Origin of the sequence: Pseudarthrobacter sp. LT1 (genome assembly GCF_035621795.1) — a bacterium.
In the GTDB taxonomy this organism is placed as follows: domain Bacteria; phylum Actinomycetota; class Actinomycetes; order Actinomycetales; family Micrococcaceae; genus Arthrobacter.
The window spans coordinates 3,567,854-3,587,924 of the sequence record NZ_CP141830.1 but is presented as its reverse complement, the minus strand read 5'-3'; the positions used below and the strand labels follow the sequence as shown (position 1 = coordinate 3,587,924).

Annotated in this window: 18 protein-coding genes; 9 read left to right on the top strand and 9 right to left on the bottom strand. The window is 65.3% G+C overall.

Annotated features, from left to right (window positions below; genetic code table 11):
- Positions 1-15: 15 nt before the first annotated feature.
- The 7 genes from VIK36_RS16860 to VIK36_RS16830 all read left to right on the top strand — a co-directional run bounded on the left by VIK36_RS16860 (position 16) and on the right by VIK36_RS16830 (position 5,427).
- Positions 16-504, top strand: coding sequence for a response regulator (locus VIK36_RS16860; protein ID WP_324642832.1), 489 nt, complete (start codon positions 16-18; stop codon positions 502-504).
- A complete protein-coding gene (locus VIK36_RS16855) occupies positions 501-929 on the top strand; it encodes a LuxR C-terminal-related transcriptional regulator (RefSeq protein WP_324642831.1) in 429 nt (142 codons plus the stop codon). The genes VIK36_RS16860 and VIK36_RS16855 overlap by 4 nt, the downstream gene beginning before the upstream one ends.
- Before the next feature lie 74 nt (positions 930-1,003).
- Positions 1,004-1,900: a diacylglycerol/lipid kinase family protein gene (locus tag VIK36_RS16850; RefSeq protein WP_324642830.1), complete on the top strand. Its 897-nt coding sequence runs from the start codon at positions 1,004-1,006 to the stop codon at positions 1,898-1,900.
- A gap of 420 nt (positions 1,901-2,320) precedes the next feature.
- Positions 2,321-2,761: a hypothetical protein gene (locus tag VIK36_RS16845; RefSeq protein WP_255173032.1), complete on the top strand. Its 441-nt coding sequence runs from the start codon at positions 2,321-2,323 to the stop codon at positions 2,759-2,761.
- 40 nt (positions 2,762-2,801) lie between these two features.
- Entirely contained in the window at positions 2,802-3,068 is a 267-nt protein-coding gene (locus VIK36_RS16840) for a hypothetical protein (RefSeq protein WP_255173031.1), read from the top strand.
- Positions 3,069-3,241: 173 nt separating this feature from the next.
- A complete protein-coding gene (locus tag VIK36_RS16835; RefSeq protein ID WP_324642829.1) occupies positions 3,242-3,733 on the top strand; it encodes a hypothetical protein in 492 nt (163 codons plus the stop codon).
- A 314-nt stretch (positions 3,734-4,047) separates the two neighbouring features.
- Positions 4,048-5,427 (top strand): DUF4832 domain-containing protein, encoded by a 1,380-nt coding sequence (locus VIK36_RS16830; RefSeq protein ID WP_324642828.1) that lies wholly within the window; start codon positions 4,048-4,050, stop codon positions 5,425-5,427.
- A gap of 34 nt (positions 5,428-5,461) precedes the next feature.
- On the opposite strand, the gene galE is transcribed toward VIK36_RS16830, so the two are convergent.
- The 9 genes from galE to VIK36_RS16785 all read right to left on the bottom strand — a co-directional run bounded on the left by galE (position 5,462) and on the right by VIK36_RS16785 (position 17,574).
- Positions 5,462-6,490, bottom strand: coding sequence for a UDP-glucose 4-epimerase GalE (gene galE, locus VIK36_RS16825; protein WP_255175638.1), 1,029 nt, complete (start codon positions 6,488-6,490; stop codon positions 5,462-5,464).
- On the bottom strand, positions 6,486-7,568 hold the full coding sequence (locus tag VIK36_RS16820) for a putative glycoside hydrolase (protein ID WP_324642827.1): 1,083 nt from the start codon (positions 7,566-7,568) through the stop codon (positions 6,486-6,488). Before VIK36_RS16820 ends, galE begins: the two co-directional genes overlap by 5 nt.
- A complete protein-coding gene (gene pelF / locus VIK36_RS16815; protein ID WP_255173027.1) occupies positions 7,565-9,322 on the bottom strand; it encodes a GT4 family glycosyltransferase PelF in 1,758 nt (585 codons plus the stop codon). Before pelF ends, VIK36_RS16820 begins: the two co-directional genes overlap by 4 nt.
- Positions 9,323-9,402: 80 nt before the next feature.
- Positions 9,403-10,863, bottom strand: a complete 1,461-nt coding sequence (locus VIK36_RS16810; RefSeq protein ID WP_255173026.1) for a hypothetical protein — start codon at positions 10,861-10,863, stop codon at positions 9,403-9,405.
- A gap of 1,591 nt (positions 10,864-12,454) precedes the next feature.
- Entirely contained in the window at positions 12,455-14,575 is a 2,121-nt protein-coding gene (locus VIK36_RS16805) for a beta strand repeat-containing protein (RefSeq protein WP_324642826.1), read from the bottom strand.
- On the bottom strand, positions 14,572-15,063 hold the full coding sequence (locus VIK36_RS16800) for a hypothetical protein (protein ID WP_255173024.1): 492 nt from the start codon (positions 15,061-15,063) through the stop codon (positions 14,572-14,574). The genes VIK36_RS16805 and VIK36_RS16800 overlap by 4 nt, the downstream gene beginning before the upstream one ends.
- Before the next feature lies 1 nt (position 15,064).
- Positions 15,065-16,201 (bottom strand): hypothetical protein, encoded by a 1,137-nt coding sequence (locus VIK36_RS16795; protein WP_324642825.1) that lies wholly within the window; start codon positions 16,199-16,201, stop codon positions 15,065-15,067.
- A 77-nt stretch (positions 16,202-16,278) separates the two neighbouring features.
- Entirely contained in the window at positions 16,279-16,731 is a 453-nt protein-coding gene (locus tag VIK36_RS16790) for a hypothetical protein (RefSeq protein ID WP_324642824.1), read from the bottom strand.
- Positions 16,732-17,112: 381 nt separating this feature from the next.
- Positions 17,113-17,574, bottom strand: coding sequence for an Lrp/AsnC family transcriptional regulator (locus VIK36_RS16785; protein WP_255175637.1), 462 nt, complete (start codon positions 17,572-17,574; stop codon positions 17,113-17,115).
- 160 nt (positions 17,575-17,734) lie between these two features.
- Here VIK36_RS16785 and pdhA point away from each other — a divergent pair, with 160 nt between their 5' ends.
- Positions 17,735-18,961, top strand: coding sequence for a pyruvate dehydrogenase (acetyl-transferring) E1 component subunit alpha (gene pdhA, locus VIK36_RS16780; protein ID WP_324642823.1), 1,227 nt, complete (start codon positions 17,735-17,737; stop codon positions 18,959-18,961).
- Positions 18,958-20,070: an alpha-ketoacid dehydrogenase subunit beta gene (locus VIK36_RS16775; RefSeq protein WP_324642822.1), complete on the top strand. Its 1,113-nt coding sequence runs from the start codon at positions 18,958-18,960 to the stop codon at positions 20,068-20,070. The genes pdhA and VIK36_RS16775 overlap by 4 nt, the downstream gene beginning before the upstream one ends.
- Position 20,071 lies beyond the last annotated feature (1 nt).

Here is a 20,071-nt window from a genome sequence, read left to right as displayed (position 1 = left end):
GCTTCCTGTGGGCGCGTGTATGTCGTGACTGGCGAAGAGCTCGTCCGACGGGGTTTGCGGAGGTTGCTGGAGGTTAACGGGTTCAGCGTTGCCGGTGAGTCGGGGTCTGTCCGCCAGGCGGCGCGCCGGATCCCTGCGGTACGCCCGGATCTGGCCATCATCGACGATGATCTTCCCGATGGTTCCGGTGCCGGGCTTTGCCAATCTCTCGTGGCGGCTGATGGAACCATTCGGTGTGTGCTGATGACGGGTGAAACTGACGAGGCGGTGCTTATTGGGGCTATCCTGGCCGGCGCGTGGGGGTGTCTGTCACAACAGGATGACAATGAGGAGCAGCTCAGGCTGATCCGGCGGGCCATCCAGGGGTACACAGCCTACAGCCGTCGTTTCCAGACCGGCATCCTGGCTCCGATCCAGGCTGACGGAACGAACGGGCCCGACGGCCGGTTGGGAATGCTTTCAGAACAGGAGATGAAGGTGGCGGGGGGGTTGCCCGGGGGTTGACCAACGGCCAGATCGGCCAGGAAATGTTTTTGGCCGAAAAGACCGTGAAAAACATGGTCTCATCGGTGCTGATGAAACTCGACATGTCGCGCAGAACCGAGGTCGCGGTGTTCGTCTCCGGGGAACTTGAGCACACAGGGAACCTCGCACAGGAGTACCGGCGCAGCCGTGACACAGACCTGATCGCGGAAGTCACCGCGGCGCTCGTTATCTGCACCAGTGAGGCGGGCAGTGTTCCGCCGTCCAACAGAATGCTCTTATTGAACGCCATGCGACTTGCTGATTCCCTGGCGGCTACCCGCGCCCGGCCTCACGCCGTTAGACTCTTGCAGGAACGACGGACGAGAGTGCATGGCCCTGAGACCACCACCCCAAGGCCAACCCCGCGCGGCACTGACAACGCTCCCGAGCGGGGCCAGTACTAAGGGGCCGGACAGTTTCCCACTGGCACTCCACTGCCGGAGCAGAATCTGGGTGCCAGCGGTTTGGAAGGGCGGCTATGTCGAGTGCGCAGGCGCCTGTGGACCGTTTTGATCGGGTAGTCCTGGTCTTCAATCCGGGTAAGCCCGGCATGGTTGCCAGGATCGACGAATTACAACAGGGTCTGACTGCCGGATTGCCGGAGCTGCCGATTGAGTTGCTGCCAACGGAGTTTGCCGGGCACGCCCGTGATCTTGCACGCTCCGTGGCGGCGAAGGGAACCCCTCTCATTGTTTCCGTCAGTGGTGATGGCGGATACCACGAGGTGGTCAACGGGGTAATGGACGTTCCCGGCAGCAGGGCGGTGTGCACTGTTGTTGCGGCAGGCAACGCCAATGACCATCACCGCAGCATGCCCGCGCCGCCGTTGCCGGAGGCCGTCCGCGAAGGCCGGGTCCGCCACATCGACCTGTTGCGCATCACGTACGGCGGGAAACACCGCGAGCGGATTCAGTACGCCCACTCGTATGTAGGTTTCGGGCTCACACCGTTGATGGCGATCGGCATCGAGAGGGGCGGCAAGGGGAAAATCCTCGAACTCCTGTCCGTCGCCCGCACACTCTCTCCGTTGAGGCCCTTTGAACTCGTCCGTGCAGACGGGGCCACCGCGCGCTTCGACAGCCTGATCCTCGCCAACATTTCGCGTATGGCCAAGTACGGGACGGTCAGCGAGATGGGCAGCCCCGACGATGGCCTGTTCGAGGTCGTGACGCTCCCGCATGCCGGGCGTTGGAAGATGGCGCTGATGACCCTGCGGGCTGTGACGCTGGGACTAGGGCACCAGCCCAGCGTCAGCAGCTATTCCTTCACAACGCGGGATGCTGTTCCTTGCCAGATCGACGGCGAAGTCGTTCATCTTCCAGCCGCCACGCATGTGCTGGTGGAGAGCGCGAAGGGCGCCCTGGCTGTTATCTGACCCTGGGCACCCTTGCTGTGTCTGTGGATTGTGGGAATGGGACGTAGCCAGGGGCAGGCCGGGGTTTGGAAGCGTACAGAACTAATTGGTGGGTTTTCACCGGTCGTGGCCCACGAGGGCGTACAGTCAGGGTATCGGGACGCTGTGACTGGACATCCGGTTTCCTGAGCAATGAAACCAACTCCGCGTCCGCCGCCGGCACATCGGCGACTGTGGCATCCCGTCACGGCAATGAACACGTGGTGATCAGTTGGGACAACGAGGGCGGCCCTGGCCGTTCTGCTCCGCAGGCCGGCCCCTCCGGCCGATGCCCTCCCCTTATAAGGGGCCCGGTTTCGGGTCCCTTGACCCCAGTCACAGTCGATCCGCCCGTCTCTGCGGTTCTGACAGTGCATCTTCAAGAAACGTTGGCGCAGTGCCATGACCACCACCCAAGAACAGCCTGTCCACGTCGAGGGGCGCCTTGCGCTCAGCGGCGTCCTGGCCTCCGCCCTGCCTCACGACCTCGGTACGGCCACGGGCGCCTCTCGTTACACCGTCCCGGCCGTGTTCTCCCGCAGGCCCCAGCCCCGGGAACTCGATTTGCTGCATGCCAAGAGCGTCACCCGGCGCTTGGCGGAGGAAGGATACAGCGACGTCGAACTGCGGGTCTCTGACCGCCGCCTCCTGATCACCAACACCAATCTGCAGGACCTCAAGTCAGGGCTTGCCCACCTTATCGGCATGATTCTGAGGGACATTTCCGTGCAGGCCGAAGCTGAGCGCGCCCACAGGTCTGAAGAACTGGATGCCTTGGGGATGCTTGAGGAACAACGACTCGAAGCTATCCGTCAATCCGCGGCCGAAATCCACTTCGACTAACACCCGTAACCAGCCGTACCCAAACCCGCAAAGGAAACAAATGACTTCCATGCACCTTGAGAAGTACTGGCACCGGCTGTCCCCGGCCAGCAAGCAGTGGCTCATCGACAATCCTGGCTGTGTAATTCTGCCCCGCACCATTTCGGCGGAAATAAATGCCGAATCCGGAGAGGACGCTGATTCTGATAATCACGGCGAGACTGTCCTGTCACAGGAAAACATCGAGTTCATCCGGTCCAAAACACACCAGGAAGAACCGTCCCCGGCACCGCCGACCTACCGGTTCTTCGACTCTGTACAGCCCTAAATCCCGGGCCCCTGGAGAACGGGCGGCAGATACTACGAGTCATCCAAGAATGCCCCTACCTTAACAGGGGACACACGAAAACCTGAAGCGTGATCCCTTGCCCGCTGGTTCAGTGCGCGTCCCAGATGCGCCCCCTTTGCCGGAAAGGGGGCGAGGCGGGGCATAGTTGGAGTATGGCAACCTACGATTCCCGGAGTTTTTACACACGCGGTGATTCCTTCAGTGTTGGAGCTTCCCGGGAACACATCGAACGCTCGCTTCTGGACTTTGGGGCAACCGACGTGCTTTTCAGCCAACGTGGCCATCTCAATGCCATCTCGTTCAGAGCCTGCGGAAGGCAATTTCGGATCGTCCTCTCTTTGCCGCAGAACGAGGGAAGCCCTACGGTTCCGGGTGGACTGTCCGACGTACCCGGCAGGGAAGTTACCGCAAAAGTGCTCGAACTCGATGCCCGTCGATTCTGGCACGCCTTCGCCCTGTCGACAGATGCCAAACTCGCAGCGGCGGCAGCCGGTGTTGCAACACTCGAATCCGAATTTCTGGCCCATGTGGTGCTCCCCGGGAACCATACGGTGATGGACGAACTCGAACCGGTCATAGCCTCTGCCTACAGGTCCGGGCAGCGTCCCTGCATCAGTACTGCTGCTGGACCACGGACCGATTGAATACACGGGCCATGGCCCAGCCAGGAAGGATCCATCGGTGGGCCGGAAGGCACATCTTATTGGGACCGGGGCGTGTTGCGAAATGATGGAAACCCAATGGCCACTTGTGGAGCCCTGCGTTTTCAGTTTGAATTAGCGCCGTCGCACTGGGCGACTTTCGTGTAATTCTTGGTCTCGCAGGTGCCTGGCACCGCCTTTAGGAAGAAGCTTCAGTGAAAGCGTTGCACAGGCTGGGTGCTGTTCTGTTTCCGAATATTGTCCGCCCGCGCGGAAAGACAAAAGGGATAGCCAACGCTGCCGCGGCATTGTCCTTGTTGGCGGGGCTGCTATCCCTCACCATCCCTTCCGCCGGCACGGTACCCAGGGCGACGGCTGCAGACATCAAGCCGGGGGAGTGGGTTTCCCTGGCGGCCGGTCCGGCGCCGGCCAGCAACCCGCTGCAGGGCTTTGTCCCATACGCCGGGAAGTACGGTTCCCTGCCCTATTCCATGGAATGGTTTTACATACCGGTGAACGCCGTGGTCACGGGGCCCGGCACCTACGACTGGTCCGCCCTGGAATCCCAGCTGAACGCCATTGCCGCCCGCGGACACCAGGCCGTCTTCAGGTTCTACCTCGACTACCCCGGCAAGCCAACCGGCGTTCCCAAATACCTGTTGGACGCCGGCCTGGCCACCCACTCCTACACCGACTACGGCAACCAGGGCATCAGCGTTTCCCCCGACTACAACGACCCGCGCATGGCCCAGGCGCTGGACAGCTTCATCGCGGCCTTTGGCTCACGGTACGACGGCGACCGGCGCATCGGCTTCATCCAGGCGGGCCTGCTGGGCTTCTGGGGCGAATGGCATACCTACCCCCACGACGGGTGGGCCTCGCCGGAAAACTGGTCGGCCTCGGCCACGGAGCAACAACTTGTCCTGCAGGCCTACACAGCCGCCTTCACCAGGACCAAGCTCCAGGTGCGGTACCCCACCACCGCCAACAGCAGCCTTAATGTGGGCTACCACGACGACTCGTTCGCCGCCGAAACCCTGCCCGGGAGCGGCTGGAGTTTCGTGGACAAACTGCAGCAGGCCGGCGCAACCAGCAAGTGGCTCACCCAGCCGGTGGGCGGCGAACTCCGCCCCGAGCTGCAGCCCTGCCTTTTCGACGCCGTCCCCTGCCCCTGGGTGGCCGATCCGGCCCAGAAGGACTTCCCGGGGAGCGTGGCAGCCACCCACGCTTCGTGGCTGCTCAACCAGTACGCCTTCAGCCCAACGTACGCAGGGACTGCCCAAAGCACTGCTGCCGCAGCGTCCCAATCGCTGGGCTACCGGTTCCAAGCCACCGGCTTTTCCCTGGCGCCCGGAACCGTGAAGGGACAGAGCGACCTCAGCGTCACCATCCGCAACACCGGGGCGGCGCCGTTCTACTACGACTGGCCGGTGCAGGTGGCTGCCGTGGGCGGCGACGGGAAGATCGCCAGGACCTGGACCACCTCCTGGAAGCTGACCACGATCAAACCCGGCATGGCACCCACCCTGGCCACGCCCCTCAGCACCAGCGGCCTCGCCGCCGGCTACTACACGCTGGTGCTGCGGCCGGTGAACCCGCTGGCCAATGGTGTCCCGCTGCGCTTTGCCAACGCCGCCCAGGACCAGACGCTGCCCGGGTGGCTGACCCTGGGACGCAACTACTTCCCCGCATCCTGACCGCCGGCCACAGCCACGCCGCGACAGCCGGCTTTCAACTGGCTGCGGCCTCCATGCGGTAACCGTTCGGGTTGTTCTGCTGCCAACGCCAGGCATCGGCGCACATGTTCTCCAGCGTTTCCGCCGCCTTCCACCCCAGGTCGCGGAAGGCCGCCGTCGGATCCGCCAGGCTGACCGGGGCGTCTCCCGGGCGCCGCTCCGCCAGGCTGTAGGGGACTGCAGTCTGCGCCGCCTTTTCGAAGGCGCGGATGATTTCCAGGACGGAGTGGCCGCTGCCGCTGCCCAGGTTCCAGGTGTGGACCCCCTCGTGGGCGGCAAGGTAGTCCAGTGCCGCCAGGTGGCCGGCGGCGAGGTCCATCACGTGGATGTAGTCGCGGACCCCGGTGCCGTCGGATGTTGGGTAGTCGCCGCCGAAGACGTTCAGCATGTCCCTGCGGCCCACCGCCACCTGGGTGACGTACGGGAAGAGGTTGTTCGGGGGCCCCTGCGGATCCTCGCCGATCTGGCCGGACGGGTGGGCGCCCACCGGGTTGAAGTAGCGCAGGAGGGCCAGCCGCCACCGGCCGTCGGAGGCCTGCACGTCCGTGAGGATCTCTTCGATCTGCTGCTTGGTCCGGCCGTAGGGGTTGGTGGCCCCCAGGCTGCTGTCCTCCTTGAGCGGCATCTGCGGGTTGCTCCCGTACACGGTGGCGGAGGAGCTGAAAACGAGGGTCCGCACATCGTGGGCGTCCATGGCCTCCAGCAGGTTCAGCGTCCCCGTGACGTTGTTGCGGTAGTAGCGCAGGGGCTGGGACACCGATTCGCCCACGGCTTTCAAGCCCGCGAAGTGGATCACCGCCTCCACCCCGGCGGCCGCGAACACCTGGTCCAGCGCCGCGGGGTCCGTGATGTCGGCCTCGTGGAACGCCAGGCTGCGTCCGGAGAGTTTCTGGACGCGCAGCAGCGACTCCACCTGGGAATTGCTGAGGTTGTCCACCGCCGTGACGTCGTGCCCGGCCTCGAGCAGTTGGAGGATGGTGTGGGACCCGATGTACCCGGCGCCGCCGGTAACTAGAACCTTAATGTCTCTGCCCTCGCTGATAGACAACCCCGCTCTGCGGAGCCAAAACCACATGGTGGGGTGCCGGTTGCCCGGCGGCATCAACCAGCCCGGACGGGACTTTGAGGCGTCGCCGGCTGCGGCCGTCATTGTTGAAGTTCACGGCCGCCCAGCCGCCGCTGAACGTCCGCTGCCACACATGCCGCCGGCCCTGGGGCTGCCCCTCGGGATGTCCCAGGGGCCAGTCCAGTTCCTCGATGTGCTGGGTGCGGCTGTAGTCGTCGTGGCCGGTTGCCGTGTAGGAGCCCGCTCCGCCGCCGAAGATCCAGAACGCCGCCAGGCCGTACCGGAAGTTGGGGTGCGCGTCGTCGCCATCGGTGGGGACGCGCAGGATGGAAAGGCCGGGCCCGTCTGCCTGGGAAAGCTGCGCCTCGGCCGTCCGGGGATCGAACAGGTTTGCCGGGCCGTAGCCCAGCCACACCTCCTCGAAGCCGCCGCCGTACGCCGCGTGGGAATCCCAGCGGCCCGGCAGGCGCCGGGATTCGGCAATGTTGGGCACCAGGACCTTGCCCACACCGTTCAATGCCGCACCCGCGGCATGGACGAGCTTGTCCAGGCCCTCCCGGAAGTCGGCCATGGATGCCGCGTCCTGCACCGGGGGCCGGATGCCGTAGTAGTCGTCAAAGACGTCGTTGTCCGCCATCACGCCGTCAAAGGGGGAGCCTGCCAGCTCCCTGGTGACGTTCTCCACCCAGCGGGCACGGTACTCCGGGTCCCACACCTTCATCTGCCAGTGGCCGCCGTAGCCGTTCCACTCGATGCGCGCACCGTCCAGCCGCGTGGCGAACCATGTGCCGCCGTCGTCCTCTGCCTCCCGGTACGTCACCCCGGAACTGAAGACGGGCCCCGGTTCATACGCCCGGGTGGAGGACAGGCACTTGTAGCAGAGCACCGTCATGTCCGGGCGGCGGCGCTTGAGCTCGGCCGCCGCGTCCAGCTCCCACGGCTGGAGGATGGCCGCGCGGTAGTGCTCGGCGGCGAAGTCGATCTGCGCCGGAGAGATGGGATCGCCGTAGCGGATCCACGCACCCACTCCGGTCACAGCGGCACCACGGTGAGGGCTTCGGTGGGCAGTTCGTCCACGGTTGCCATGTCCAGCGCTGTTACGTCCGCAGCAGCCGATTCCACGACCGGCAGGTCGCCCAGGGCGCGGTAGATCTGATTATAGGACCGCATGACCTCATGCATCTGGAAGAACTCCTGCACGCGGGTGCGGGCGTTGGCCGCATACTCGCCGTAGGCGTCCAGGTTGCCGATGACTGCCTGGACCGCGTCCGCCATCTGCACCACGTTGCCCGGTGTCACGGTTTCGCCGCAGGCGCCGATGGTCTTCCCGTCCGTAGTCAGCAGGTCATCGGCGATGAGCTGGGCCACGCCGCCAACATCGGAGCCCACCGTGGGAATGCCGGCGGCCATGGCTTCCAGGATGACGATGGGCTGGCCCTCGTTGTAGCTGGGGAGCACCAGCAGGTCGAACTGGTCAAGCATTTCCCGGACATTGACGGTGCCGTGGATGGTGACCTTGTCCTGCAGGCCCAGGGCCTCGATCTTGGCCAGGCAGGCCTCGTAGTATTCGGGCACGTGCTCGGTGGGGCCCAGGACGTCCAGGTGCAGGTTCGGATAGCCGCGCTGCGTGAGGACCTCCATGCTCGAAAGCAGGTCCAGCAGCCCCTTGATGGGCACCACGCGGGCGATGTAGACCAGGCGCCAGACGTGGTCTGCGGAGTCCTGCCGGAGGTTTTCCAGGACCTGCCGGCGGGCCCGGTACTTCCCGTCGAACTCCTCGATGACCATGCCGTTGGGCACCACCACGGACTTGTCGATGTCCGTTCCCAGGCGGGCTGCCTCGGTGATGGCGCTGGGGTAGAGGTAGGTGATCAGGCGGGCGCTGGGGTAGCAGAAGCGTCCCATTTCCGTCCACCAGGCCATCCAGGCGCGTTGTTCCGCGGTGACGTCGAAGAGCCGGTAATCGTCGGCCGTGATGGACAGGGCCATGTTGCGGTCCAGCAGGGTGTTCACGGTGTCCCGGACATACAGGTTGTGTTCGGTCAGCAGGAAGGCGGTGTCGTGGTCCCGCGCCGCGGCGGCCCCCAGCAGCGAGGCGTACCCGGTGGTGTGTGCGTGGTAGACCTTGGCGCGGGGCATGGTCTCGCCGGTGATGGCGTACGCCAGGGAGAAGAAGTTGCGCAGGACCCAGAAGGATTCGGCCAGCGGAAGGTTCAGCTGCGGCATGCGATCCTGCAGCGCCTGCATGAATTCCCGGGAACCGAGCAGGGCCCACAGGGGGTACTGCCGGGTCCGCTTGTTCAGGCCCTCGTCAATCAGGTCCCACAGCGGCTCCACTTCGCCGTATTCGGACAGGGCGTAGATGGCGTCAAAAAGCCGGTGCGAGAGCTCTTCGCGCTGCTTGGAGTCCATGCCCAGGTCCTTGACGGTCACCGCCATGTAGTCGTGCCGGTGTTCCTCCATGCTGAGGAAGACCGTCCGGACCCAGCGGACGTTCTCGGGCATGCCGTAGAGGTCCGTCAGGGGCGCGCTGGAGTCCCAGGTGATGTGGATGATGCCGTAGCTGAGGTCCGGGTTGTGGGTGACGATGTCGTGCACCACTGCCGAAACGCCGCCCTTGAGGTAGGGGTAGGTGGACTCCATCACGATGGCCACGTCAACGTCCTGGTACTCGACATCCCGGTTCCCGGCATCCATGGGTGCCGGGGCGGCTGCCGGTCCGGCCAGGAGCACTGACGGGGCCGGGTTGCTGTTCCAGCGGGTCTTTAGGTTCTTAAGGGTCGAGTACATGGTTGTTTCCTCATCTGGTGTTCTGGAGGCTCAAGAGTTTCGGACTGACTGAGGGACGTGCGGTGCTGGCGGGAGCCGCGTCACCACGTGGTGGCGTGCCGCCAAAAGAGGGTGTATTCGGGCTGGCTCCAGTGCCGCTTGTAGAGCGTCCAGCCGACGGCGATGAGGACAAAGTCAGCGGCCCCCAGGATCAGGTAGCTGGCCGAGTGCATCGATGTGCCGATCAGGTGGGCTCCGCCTGCGAAGGCGAGAATGCAGACGGCCAGATGCACGGCCCCGAGGATCTGGGGCGTGACTTTCTCGCCGATGAAGTCCAGCTCGTAGTTCAGGAGCGTGAGCATCATGAAGGACCACGAGGCCAGGGCCGAGGCAACCGTGAGCACGGTGTTGGCCGGGTCCAGGCCGGACACTGCAAGCGACACCGACAGGGTCAGCAGCCCGGCGATGGCTCCGGTGAGGACCACCGAGCGGTCCAGGACGCGGACCAGCCGGCTGGAGCTGCCCTTCAGGACGCTGACCGGGGCGGTGGCGATGTCGTGGTGCAGCCTGCCGAGGGCGCGGTCCACGCCGGGCGCCAGGTGGACGAAGTAGAAGTTGTAGGCGATGACTGCCGGGAGCATGGCCGCGAAAACAGCCACCACCTGGAACGCGCCGCCGGTCACCAGGAACAGCGCATACTTGTCAGCCCAGAGGACCGCGCCCATGAGCAGGCCACGGACCAGGTCAGTACCGAACACCCGTGCGCCCAGGTGCTTGGAGATGCTCAGGTGGCGCAGGCCCGAGCGCATGGCAACGAGCTGCGTGGCGGTTCCGACCAGCGGCGGCAGCCACCAGGCGGCAGGAGCGAGGAACAGTGCAGCGGCGTAGCCGGACCAGGCGGCAGCCCACAGGCCGCGGCGGTTGGCCACGTTGGCAAGAACCAGCGACTGCACGAACAGCAGGTGCAGGACGCACAGGACCACGTAGTGCATCATGGCGTCCCAGGACCAGCCGGTAGCAAGCCACAGCGGCACCGCGAACACCGCCACCAGGGGCAGGGACTGGACGAACATCAGCGGCCAGAACTGGCAGAACCGGCGGGTGATGTCCCCGAGGTTGCGCTCCTCCATGAGGTCACCGAGCACGCGGTAGATGGGGAGGCATGCAGCCTGGGCCAGCCACGGCACCGTGACCGACGAAGCCAGGACCACGTAGGTCAGCGGTACCCCTGCAACGTCGATGCCTGCCATGGCAGGACTCACCAGCGGGTAGACGGCGTTCAGCAGGAGCACCGGTGACAGGTACAGGAGCAAGGCTGCGCCCAGGCGTTCCTGGGAACCGCCTGCGGCCTGCTGGTCTGCCTTGGAGACGCGGGGAGTGACGATGAGCGCTACGGCCAGCAGCAGGGGAAGCACTGCTGCCGCCAGGACAAGGACAGGCGAGTCGCCGGTAAGGAACCTGCTGCCGAACGGCACCATGGCGGAGAGGGCCAGGCCCACAACAACGAACACGAACATTTGGCGGGCATAGGTGTCTTGCAGCAGATGTTTCAGTGACGTCATGTCTTCCTTCGGGCGGCAGGCGGGAGCTGCGAAACCTGTTGCCTTGGGAACACGCGGCTGGTCAGCCGCGCCCAGGGCAGCGGTGACGGCAGCGTCGTGAAGCGTAAGGGGTGTGATTGTGGCCAAGTGGGGGGCCGACGGCGACTGGGGGGATGTGCCCCGGTCTCAGGAGGGCACACACCGCCGCCGGCCCCGGTCAAACCCGGGTGGTCCCCTGCGGGGAAACCCGGAAGCTTTTGGGTGCGCGGAACGCGTTCCGCTCCGGGAAGGAGCGGCCCGGACACGACAATAAAGGCCCTAAATCAAGAACGGACCATTGAATCGATTAATAAATATCCAATGATTTGAGCAAAGGTCCTTAAGGCTTCCTGAAGAGGTCTCGCGGCGCGTTAAGGAGTGGCCGCAGGCGCGGAACGTCCTATCCTGAATTGCCGGCAGCGACGTGAAACAGCAAAGGAGTTGTGAAGTGCTCGATGGTCAAAGCGCAGGTGTAAGCATAGGGGCACTGGTGGCCGTCGCCGTCGCCCTGTACATCGTGATCGTGCTGCGCCGCAGGAAGTGAGGAGCCGTCGTCGCCCACTCCGGGGCGTGCCGTCGTCATCCGTTGACTACCCAACTCCGGAATCAATGCTGATTACGGGGACTGGGAACCCCTGGCACCTCCGGCGCGGGGTAGGTGTGGGGGCTTACCGGCCGTGCCCCTGCTGGCAATTTGCCTTTGGAATTGGGTAGCCGGCGGCGCCGATCGGGTGCCGCCAACCCTTCTGCGAGGTTCCGCTACCGGGGTACGTTGGTTGCTGCCGGACGGATGATGGTGCCCCGGCAGCAGCTTATATTTTGGGACATCGGCGGGAAAAGCCCAGGGCGCGCCGTGTTCCTGAAGGGCTCACCCTGCAGTCATCGGGTGGACTGCAGGGTGACCGCTTCCGCTGAAACTCGGTGCATCTGTCGCAAGTGACGGCGCCTGGTTAGGCTGCCGTCCCGGCGCCCGGATGCACTCCAGTCAATGGTTTGGCATCGCGCCCGGTGTGTTGTGTGGGGGCCGACGGCTTTTTCGGATCGACGTTGATCCTTGGCCTCCGCCGCCGGCCCCTCGCCTGTGGTTCACGTGAAGTTGGTGCCTGGCGACCCCACTGGTGGTGCCGCCAGGCGTCCGAGACCATCGGCGTTAGCCGACGGTGGGCGGTGAACTGGGCCCCAGCACCCAGTTGCAGCAAGGCTGCATTCCGTCCCTTCGGCATCACTTTGCCCGGACTGCCTCAAGGATGGGCTTGGATCCGCTCAGGAATCCATCAAGGTAGCCCCAAGTTCCTCAAGGCCGCCGACGCGGAAGGAGCCGTGCAGGTATGGCGGCAATCTGGATTGAAGTATCAATTACTGGTCACGTCTGCGGAGCGGGCGCCTACCGTTCTTTCATGCTGAAAATCGTGAAGCAGATCCTGCGATCCAAGCCAAAGTGCAGGTATTGCGGGATGGCCCTGCCCCAATCTCCATCGGCGGCATTTTGCTCCCGCCACTGCTATGACAGCTTCCAGTACTGGGGCGGCGGTTCTGCCCACGGATAGGTGCCTTCCTCTTGCGGCCCGGACCGTCAGAAACCTGAATTTACCCAGTTGCCCGGTCCAGGTACGGCCGTGTTGCCCGCCACGTCAGTGAGGTTCGACGACGGCGCATAGGAGGGCTGCCCCGCGGTCACATTCTGCAGGGTGCTGCCGTTGGCAGAGTTCCCGAGCTTGATGGTGAACGTCTTCGCAGTGGGGTTCCACGTAAGAGTGGACGCCCCACCGGATCCGTTAGCGTTGGGCCCAAATGTGGCTGTTCCCGAAACGTAGTTGCCGCCCAGCGAGATGTTGCCGATGCTGAGTCCCGTGCATTCGGTCGTTGAGAAGCTGAGGGTGTCGTTCAGGTTGTTGTCAGCCAGCGTTACGATGCCGTTGAAGGTGGTGGCACCGCTGGTGCTGGTGCAGAATTTCGCCGGGTCCAGGGCCTCGGAGTATGTGATGGTTAGGGTGTCGCCCTTGTCCGCGGAATTCTGTTTCGGCCCGCCGTTGGCGAGGACAACGCCCGTGACGGACGGCGCGGTGGTGTCCTTGGTGACAGTGGCGCTGACAGAAGCGGTGTTGCCCGCAGCGTCACTCGTAGTGGCTGTGACCGTCACCGTGACGATTGGATTGCTTGTTGAGGTGTCCCGGAGGCTGGAGAGGTCCAATGCGGGCGTGGTCCAGGCGGAGCCCGATGCGGTTGCCGGGACGCCCGTGGCCGAGTCGGTGACCGTTAGGTTCACGGTGGAACCGGAATCGGTGGTGCCGCTGACCGGGTAGTTTTTTACGTTGCCCGAAAAGATCGTCGGCAGGGGACTGAGCTTTAGGGACAGCACGGTGTCCTTTGTGTCCGATGCAGTGACAGCGCTACTGGTGTTGCCCGCAGGGTCGGCGACGTTGATGGTGTAGGTGATTGCTCCTTGGCCCAGGGTTCCGAGGTTCAGGTTCAGCGACCAGGCACCCGTTCCGGAAGCAGTGGCGGTGCCCGTGACAGGGGTGGTGCCGACGGTGTCGGCGGCGCTTACAGTCACCGTAGACCCGGCTTCGGCGCTGCCGGTGACGGGGACGGATAAGACGTTGCCTGTGTAGACGTAGGTGGGCACGCTCACGCCGGCCGCCGGGGAAGGGGCGACGGTGTCCTTCGCGCTCGTGGCCGTGTTGGCGGTGCCTGTGTTGCCTGCGGCATCCGTGGCGGTTGCCGAGTAGGCAACGGTGCCCTGGTCCAGGCTGGTCAGGTCAACTGTGACGGACCAGGAGCCCAGCGTGGCGGTGGCCGTCGCCGGCACTGAATGCCCCGCGCCATCTCTGGCTACGAGGTTAACCTTGGCCCCTGCTTCAGCGGTGCCGCTGACAGCCACTCCGGTAACCGTCGCCTGGCTTACGTAGGCGGGAACGGTGGCGAAGACGGGAGCCGCGGGAGCCTGGGTATCGATCTTTACCGTCTGGCTCTGCGCCGACCCGGCGTTGCCCACCTTGTCGGTCGCGAAGTAGGACACCGTGTGCGTGCCGTCTACCGTGACCGGAATGGTGGCGACGGCCGCGCTGACCGTCTGCTGCGCGCCGCCGTCGACCGCGTAGGTAATGGAGGCGACGCCCGAACCGTTCGTGCCGTCGTCGGCCGTGACCGTGACGCTGACCGGGCTGGTGTTGTTCCAGCCAGCCGCGTTCGGGGTGGGCGAAACGGTGGCTGATGATGAGGGCGCGATGGCGTCGCTGCTGATGCCGTTGCTGCGCGGGCTCTCGGCGCCGGTCCAGAGCGCGATGGCCGGGGTGACGGTGTAGTACCAGGTGCCGCCCGGGACGTTTTGCTCCGTGCAGGTGAGGGTGGTGACGGTTCCCGCGCAGCCGCCGGTGGCCGGGGTGGCGGTCCCACCGGTGGCTGCTGAGTAGCGGGCAACGGTGTAGCCGGTGGCGGGACGGCCGTTGACGGTGGTCCCGTTGGCCCAGGTGACCGAGAGTGCGGCACCGTTGGCGCTGACGGCCGGCTTGGAGCCCGGCGTCAGGGCGTCGGCTACTGCGGCCGCGTTGTTGCTGCTGGTGGTGGACGCCCAGAACGCGTAGGCGGCGGTGCCCGAGCCGAGCAGGAGCAGGACCGCGGTAATGATCCAGGCCAGCCTGCGGGACGGGCGGCGGCCGACGAAGAGGGACGCGTTGCGGAGTGCGAGGCTCATTTCCGGACCTCCGCCGTCACGGGAACGCTGAACGTTGCGCCCTGGCAGGCTGCGAGCGAGGTGGTATCCATGGTGGCCGCTCCGGGGAGGGTGATGAGTGCTGACGAATTAGCGGGAACGTACGTGGCGGGAGACAGCGGCGCGGCGGTTCCGGTAAAGCTGACGCCGGTGGTGGTGCAGCCGGGGTGCGACGCGTCGGCCACCGCGGGGCCGTTGCCGGTGACGCTGTACACCTGCACCGAGTACGGGTTCGGGTTGCTCAGTCGGAGGACGACGTCGGCGCTGCCGCCAGGATAGAGAACCGTCTTCGGGTTGTCGCTGGCGACGAGGGCGTCCACGGTGACGGTTTGCATGGTGGCGGCGGCTGCGGATCCTGCCCCTGTTCCGGACGCTGTCCAGTAGGCGTAGGCGGTTCCGGCGCCGGCGGTGGCCAGGAGCCCGGCGAGGGCGGCTGCCTTGAGGCCCCGGCCTCTGCTGGTGTTGGTCATCTCAGTTCCCCTGTCCTGATCCTGAGTAGCTGAGCTGGAGGGTGGCGCCTTTGCAGCCGTCCTGGTTGGTGGATGTATCCAGCATTCCCACCCGCGGCCAGGCAGTCTGGGCGACGTTGAGCCCCTGGAGCGAACCGCCCGTGGCCGGCACGGCGAGCGGGTACGGCCCGCTGTACTGGGTGACGGTGAAGTCGGCCGGCGTGCAGGGCAGGTTGCCCGCCACGGCGGCCGCGCTCCTGGTGACGCCCGCGACGGCGACCGAGAGGTTGGTCAGCGACAGCGGCTTGTTGATGGGGTTGCTGATCTGCAGGTTCAGTCCGGCCGACGTGCCGGGGGACAGGGTTCCGGGGACGTTCCCGGAGATGCCGAACTGTTTGATCGTGGAGTCCAGGACCAGCTGGACATTTGCGTAGGTGTACTGCGCCTTCCCGGAGGAGTCCTTGCCGGTGCCCACCAGGTACAGGCTGGAGGACCCGGTGGGGGATGCGCTGGTGGTGGCCACCTGGAGAGTGGTGGAGTTCCCGGTGGCCGGGTTGGGCGAGAACGACGCCGTTGCACCGGCCGGCATTCCGCCCAGGACGCTGAAGGTGACGGGGCTGGTGAAGTTGCTGCGGCTGAGCTGCAGCGTGTACACGGCGGTGGCGCCCGGCGGCATGCTGACCGAGTCCGGGTGGGCAGTCATCGAGAACGAGCTGGAAATCTTGTAGTTCACCGTGAGGCTGGCCGTCACGCTGCCGGAGACCTTGCCGCTTGCCGCGGTGATGATGATTGAGCTGGTGCCCGCCGGCGTGGTCGCGGCGGTGGTGGCGTTCAGGGTGGCCGTTGCGGTGGAGCCGGAGGTGAGGGTGACGGACGACGGCGTGAAGGCGCCGCTTGCCCCTGCCGGAAGTCCCGCGGCGGCCAGGTTCACCGCGCCACTGAATCCGCCGGTGGAGGTCAGTATCACCGTGTAGGACGCCTGCTGGCCCTGTTGGACGGACTGGCTAGCGGGGGAGACCTGCACCGTAATGCCGGGCTTTGGATTATTTGCCGCCGCGATCAACGACCCGGCACCCACTAGCAGCAGCACCAGCGCCGCCAGCGCTGCCTTGATACCCATCCGCTTGCGACGCCGCGCATGCCCGTCCTGCTCGTGCACCCTGTGCCCCCTCTTTCTTCGGTGCAAATGACGGCAAGCCGGGGGCGGATTCACACCGCCCCCGGCCCGCTGTTTGCCTAGTGGCTGGTGACCGCTACGGTGATCTTGGCGCCCTTGCAGAGATCCTGGTTTCCGGCAGTGTCAGCAAAGACCAGCTTGCCCGCACCGAGCGTCTCAGTGGCTCCGGCGGCGATAGTCGTGGTGTTGGTCGGCACCGAGGCAGTGATCCAGCTGGCGTCACACCCGTTGTCAGCGCTGACCACGGCCTTGTCCAAGGTCACCGTGGTGCTTGAGGAATTCGGGTTGGTTGCGGTGTAGGTGATGTCCTCGGTGGCACCAGGCGTCAAACCGTCCGCAAAGTCTGCAGTGATCTTGATAGTGGACGTCGTGGTGCCGGACGAAGCGACAGCTGAACCGCCACCCGAACCCGTGGTGCTCCAGTAGGCGTATGCGGCACCGCCGCCGGCTGCCAGCAGCGTCGCAGACAGGGCAACAGCGGCGATCTTGTTCTTCTTGGTCATCTTGCGCATGGAGAGACTCCTTGAATGTGTGATTGAGAACCCGTTCCCCCATTGGTGGCTCCATCCAGGTGCCTTCCGGTGGATCGATGACCCAATATTTGCCGGAGCGAAATAGGCGCAACAACACGTACCGGTACTTGAGTTTCTGAAACCTCAAGAAGCCGGGTACTCGGTAAGCGCTGCCACTACCCGCGTTCCCGACGTCGCCCTGCCGCCAAAATTTCTCTGGGCTCCGCGACAATCCAAGGCGAAAAGGGCCAACCCAAGTAGTAGCCCCCAGCGGCTTTCGGCCGCTGCCCCGGCACTGCTATGGAGCGCTCACATTGAGGAAATCTTGAGTACATGAGACAGCAATTACCCGGAATGAGTCCTGCCCCCGCGACCCCGTTCCTACCGCGTATCCACGTCCTCGAACACCAGGAACGTCTGCGTATCCAGGACTCCAGGCATGGTCTGCAGCTGGTCGAAGATGACCCGGCGAAGGTCGATGTTGTCCACGGCCCGGACCAGCAGGATCACGTCAAAATCGCCGCCTACCAGTGCGATGTGGTGCACCTCCGGAATCGCCCCCAGCTGGTCGCGTAGCTCACGCCAGGAGTCCTGCTTAAGTTTCAGCGTCACGTAGGCGGAGGACTTGAGTCCCGCCTTAATGGGATCCACCAGCGCCGTGAACCGCGTCAGCACCCCGTCGCCCGTCAGCCGGGCAATGCGCGAGTACGCATGCGCCCGCGAGATGTGTACGTTGTCCGCTACCTGCGTGACGGACATCCGGCCGTCGCGGGTGAGCTCGGCAATGATGCGGCGGTCAATCTCGTCCAGCGGAACCTCAGCGGCAGCATCCTTGCCCGGCATTTTGTCCACGACTCCCGTCGGTAATCCACGTCACAGTTACAAACCGTCTCCCATAATAGGCAGTTTTGAGCAGCTTCTCCACGATTCGCGCAGGTGCTGGATACGAAACCTCCCTCAGGACAATACTGGGAGGGAATAGTGGCTACCGAAGGACGGACCAATGACGATCTCCGCAGACCACACCGCGCCGGACACCACCAGCACCGCAGCAGCAGAGAATGCGCTGACGGAGGCTGTGAAGAAGTTCGGCATCACGGTGGAGGACTACATGCTCCCCGCCCGGCACCAGATCCAGATGGTGGACCCGGACGGCCGGCTCAAGCCCACGGGCGAGCAGGGCACCCAGCCCGGCCACGAATACCCCGTGCCCGGCGACAAGGAACTGCTGGCAGCCTACGAACAACTCGTCGTCGGCCGCCGCGTCAACGACCAAAACTCCGCCCTGGTCCGGCAGGGCCGCATGGCCGTCTACCCCTCCAGCCACGGCCAGGAAGCCTGCCAGGTGGCCGCCGCCCTGTGCCTCTCAGACGGCGACTGGATGTTCCCCACCTACCGCGACGCCGTGGCCGTGATGACCCGCGGCGTTGACCCCGTGCAGGTGATGACCATCTTCCGCGGCGACTGGCACGGCGGCTACGACCCCCTCGAGTACAAAGTCGGCATCCAATGCACCCCGCTGACCACGCAGCTGCTGCACGCCGTCGGTGTGGCGCACGCGGCCAAGCTCCGCGGCGAAGACACCGTGGTGCTGGCCATGTGCGGTGACGGCGCCACCAGCGAAGGCGACTTCCACGAAGCCCTCAACTTCGCCGCCGTCTTCCACCTGCCGGTGATCTTTTTCGTCCAGAACAACAAGTACGCCATCTCGGTGCCGCTGGCACACCAGTCCGTGGCGCCGTCGCTCGCGCACAAGGCCGTGGGCTACGGCATGGCCGGCGAACGCGTGGACGGCAACGACGTCGTGGCGCTCCTCGCCGTCCTGGACCGCGCCGTGAAGCTGGCCCGCGAAGGCTCCGGCCCACTGCTGGTGGAAGCCAACACGTACCGCATGCAGGCCCACACCAACGCCGACGACGACACCCGCTACCGCGAAAGCGCTGAGGTTGCGGAGTGGCGGGCCAAGGACCCGGTCAACCGGATGCGGACGTACCTGACGGGCCGCGGGCTGTTGGATGACGACGGCGAGGCACGGATCCGAGAGCACGCCGAGGCTGTTGCCGCGCAGCTGCGCGAAGGCCTCAGCGAGGACGTGCCGGTGGACCCGCAGGAACTCTTCCGCCACGTCTTCACCCAGCCCACGCCGCAGCTGAAAGAAAAGTCCGCCATGCTCGCCGACGAGCTGGCCCGCGACGCTGCATCCACTGATTCGAAGGAGGCCGGCAAGTGAGCCCCACCATCACCACCTCATCCGAGGCCAACGGCAACGTTTCCGCCGCCACCGCCCGCGCCGCAGCCTCCGCAGCGGCGTCCGCCGAGGCCGCCGGCCCGCAGCCGGTCACCATGGCCAAAGCGCTCAACACGGCGCTCGCCGACGCCATGTCCGCGGACTCATCCGTCCTGGTGTTCGGTGAGGACGTGGGCATGCTGGGCGGTGTCTTCCGCATCACCGACGGCCTCACCGCCACGTTCGGCGAGCAGCGTTGCTTCGACACACCGCTGGCCGAATCCGGGATCGTGGGCATGGCCGTGGGCATGGCCATCAATGGGATGCGCCCGGTGATTGAGATGCAGTTCGACGCGTTCGCCTACCCGGCTTTCGAGCAGATCGTCAGCCACGTGGCCAAGATGCACAACCGAACCCGCGGCATGGTCAAGCTGCCCATGGTGATCCGCATCCCGTACGGCGGCGGCATCGGGGGAGTGGAGCACCACTGCGATTCCTCCGAGGCCTACTACGCGCACACCGCCGGCCTGAAGGTGTACACCCCGGCCACGGTGGCGGACGGCTACCGGATGCTCCGCGAGGCCATCGACTCCGATGACCCCGTGGTCTTCATGGAGCCCAAGAAGATGTACTGGACCAAGGACTCGGTGGACTTGGGCGAGCTGCGCCGCCAACACACGGAAGGCACGACGGCGGGCGTTGGCTCGGAGGGGCGGGCCGCCGTCGCGCGTCCCGGCACTGACGCCACGCTGATTGCCTACGGTCCGTCCGTGCCCACCGCGCTCGCCGCCGCCGAAGCGGCTGCGCTGGAGGGCCGCTCCCTGGAGGTGATCGACGTCCGGACGATTGTCCCGTTCGACGATGAAACCGTGTGTGAATCGGTGCGGAAGACTGGCCGGGCAGTGGTGATCGCCGAGGCACACGGCTTCGCGTCCGTATCCTCCGAGATCGTGGCCCGCGTCCAGGAACGCTGCTTCCACTACCTGGCCGCCCCCATCCGCCGCGTGACCGGGTTCGACGTCCCGTACCCGGCACCCAAACTCGAGAAGTACTACCTGCCCGGCGTGGACCGCATCCTCGACGCCGTTGACGACCTTCAGTGGGAGAACTGAC